Origin of the sequence: Longimicrobium sp. (genome assembly GCF_036280135.1) — a bacterium.
GTDB lineage: Bacteria > Gemmatimonadota > Gemmatimonadetes > Longimicrobiales > Longimicrobiaceae > Longimicrobium.
In genome coordinates this window covers 1-2292 of record NZ_DASURI010000694.1, presented here as the reverse complement: position 1 = coordinate 2292, position 2292 = coordinate 1, and the positions used below count along the sequence as shown (strand labels likewise).

Sequence of the window (2292 nt, the reverse complement as noted above, 5' to 3'; positions counted from 1 at the left end):
GCGTTGGTGATGTCGGGGTTCGTGATGTCGGGGTTGGTGATGTCCGGGTTCGTGATGTCGGGGTTGGTGATGTCGGGGTTGAGCACGACGGTCGCCAGCAGGCCGCCCGCTTCGGGCGGGATCACCTCGCCGCCGGGCGCGGTGGCCTCCTGCACGTCCACGGTGACCGAGGCGTCCGCCTGCGTGGACGTCACGAACACGGTGCGGGTGGCGCTGCTCCGCGCGCCCACGTTCACGAACAGCTCGGTGAGGGGATCGGGCAGCCCGGGATCGGGGAACTGGAGGAACGACGCCTTGCCCGTGGGCGGGCCGTCCGGCGGCTGGTTGCGGATCGTGAGGCGGAACGTGCGCAGCGCGTCCGAGGTGTTCTGCACCACCACCACGAACGAGCGCTGCAGGAGCACCGTCTCGCCGCCGGGCAGGACGCCCAGCCCGAGCGGCTTGGCGTTCTGCGGGGAGACGGCGACCAGGCCCGCGGTCACGCGCGACGTGTACAGGTTCTGGTTGCGCATGCCGGCGGTGGTGAAGCCGCCGGCCTGGGGCACGCACCGCGGCCGCTCCTGCGTGGGGTCGAAGAGGCTCTGCGGGGGCAGCGTGGCGCTGAACGGCGAGTCCGGCGGCGTGTAGTCGGCCCAGGTCTTGCCCGGCGGCGGCGGGCGCACGTCGCGGTTGTCCGTCCAGATCACGTGCGCCGTGCCGGCCGGGCGCGGGTCGAGGTTGTACGTCCAGCCGCGGCCCCTGGGCACGAAGGGCGCGGCCCCCGCCACGTCCACATAGTCGCCGATGAAGGCGACGCAGTTGGCGACGTCCCCCTGGCACTGGTACATCGGGAGGTTCGGCGGGTTGAACTGGAGCTGCTTGATCGTGCCCGCGTCGGGTCCCCCGACGTCACCGAAGAAGTATTGGGACACGCGCCGCGACGAGGTGAACTCGAGGGAGAAGTCGCAGAGCGTGGGCCGGGCCTCGCGCACCCACACGTCCATGGTGTGGCGGCGCTTCAGCCCGCCGGGCGCGGTGTCGGCCACGAACTCCCGGAAGACCTTGGTCGGATCCGCGCCGGGCGGGGCCAGGTCGCCGGCGGGCTGGCGCGTCTCCGCGAAGGCTCCGCCGCCCGCGGGCGTCAGGATGCCGACCGTGTGGTCCTCGGCGAGCGTGTAGTGGACGAGCAGGATGCGGCCCCCGTGGTAGAGCAGCGACGGCATCAGCTCGTGGCCGCGCTCCGGCGAGGGGTTCGCCGGCTCCGCCGGCCACCACCAGAAGAGGCCGCCCGGCGAGCGCTTCACCACGATGCGCGCGTCGCCCCCGGGGCCGACGCCGCGCTCGGACCAGGCGGCGTAGACGATGCCGAGCCGGTCCACGGTCAGGGCGGGGAAGCCCGTCGTCCGGAACGACACGATGGAGGTGCCCTGCTCGAAGACGGAGGCGACGTTCGTGACGCCGTCCTCCAGCGTGTAAGGCGCCAGGCTGGCGATCGTGATGGGCTTGCTGAACCTCTTCCCGCCGTCGAGCGAGATGGCCAGCAAGAAGGCCGCCGTCCGCTGCACGGGGTCGATGCGCCGCCAGGCCACGTACACCCAGCCGGTGAGCGGGTGGATCGCGATCACCGTGCCCTGGTCCACCGTCTGGCCGTCGGTGATGGAGACGGGCGTGCTCCACGTCGCCCCGCAGTCGCGCGAGCGCGTGAACAGGATCCGGGTCTGGAGGTTGGACGCGTCGCCGCTGACCGCCGTATAGCTCAGGTAGACGTGCCCGCCCTTGAACTGTTGCGGCCCGATCTCGCCCGAGCCGGGGACGACGCACAGCCCGGCGCCCGCGCGCGGGACGTCCACGGCCAGCCACGGCTTGTCCAGGAAGCGCTCTTCGTCGCCGTGATCGGCGATCGAGATCCCCAGGCCGCGGAACGGGTTGCCCGTCTCCTTCGCGTTGTCGTCGATGAAGCGCGCCACGAACAGCTTGCCTTCCTTGCCCGTGCCGTGCGCGTTCTCGGGGATGGCGGCGCGGTTGAAGGCGATGCCGGCGTAGTAGACGAGGCCGTTCGTGCCCGACCGCAGCACCGGATCGGCGCCCGCCTCGAGACCCCTGAGCGGCGAGGCGAGCCCTTCCGGCGAGGTGTCCTGGGGGTACCCGGGAAGCAGCGTGCTGCTCCATTCGTGGCCGCCGTCCCGCGACCAGAAGAGCCCGTGCCAGGCGTCGCCGACGAGCCTTCCCTCCGGCAGGCCCGGGATGTCCACGGTCCGATAGTCGTTGCCGCCGGCCAGCAGGTGCAGGGGGTTGCGCGTGGAAGAGGCCATC

1 protein-coding gene is annotated in these 2292 nt (G+C 71.9%); it reads right to left on the bottom strand.

The window, feature by feature from the left end:
- The coding region (locus tag VFZ20_RS22410) for a sialidase family protein (protein ID WP_329686181.1) at nucleotides 1–2292 on the bottom strand (2292 nt) is incomplete at both ends.